Origin of the sequence: Janthinobacterium sp. FT14W (genome assembly GCF_009208755.1) — a bacterium.
In the GTDB taxonomy this organism is placed as follows: Bacteria; Pseudomonadota; Gammaproteobacteria; order Burkholderiales; family Burkholderiaceae_D; genus Janthinobacterium; species Janthinobacterium violaceinigrum.
The window spans coordinates 1-397 of the sequence record NZ_WFLL01000144.1; the positions used below are offsets into that span (position 1 = coordinate 1).

Genomic DNA, 397 nt, shown 5'->3' on the forward strand with positions numbered 1-397 from the left:
CCGTGGCTGACGTCAGCGCATTTTGGGCAGCACAAGATTTTGACCTGGGCCTGCCGAATATGAGCGGCAAGACGATGCACGGCAACTGCGATCTGTGCTTCCTGAAAGGCGGCAACCAGGTGCTATCCCTGATCCGGGAAAAGCCCAGCCGCGCCCTGTGGTGGATACAGCAGGAAAAGAACGCCCAGGCGTCCGGATCTGGTGCTGGCGGCTGGTTCCGCAAGGACAGGCCCAGTTACCAGGCGATGTATGACATGGCGATGAATCACGGGGAGCTGTTTCCCTTCGACGACGCCTTAACCGATTGTGGATGCACGGACTAGAAGGAGATTACGAAAATGGACCAATACAAAGAATTCTGCCGGCTGCGCGACTACCGCAAGCCTGGCGTCGAAGT

Annotated in this window: 1 pseudogene; it reads left to right on the forward strand. The window is 57.7% G+C overall.

Annotated elements, in window-relative coordinates:
- Nucleotides 1-323 (forward strand): annotated as a pseudogene (locus GCN74_RS29085) (Nin-like protein); the annotation flags it as partial.
- Nucleotides 324-397: the final 74 nt, after the last annotated feature.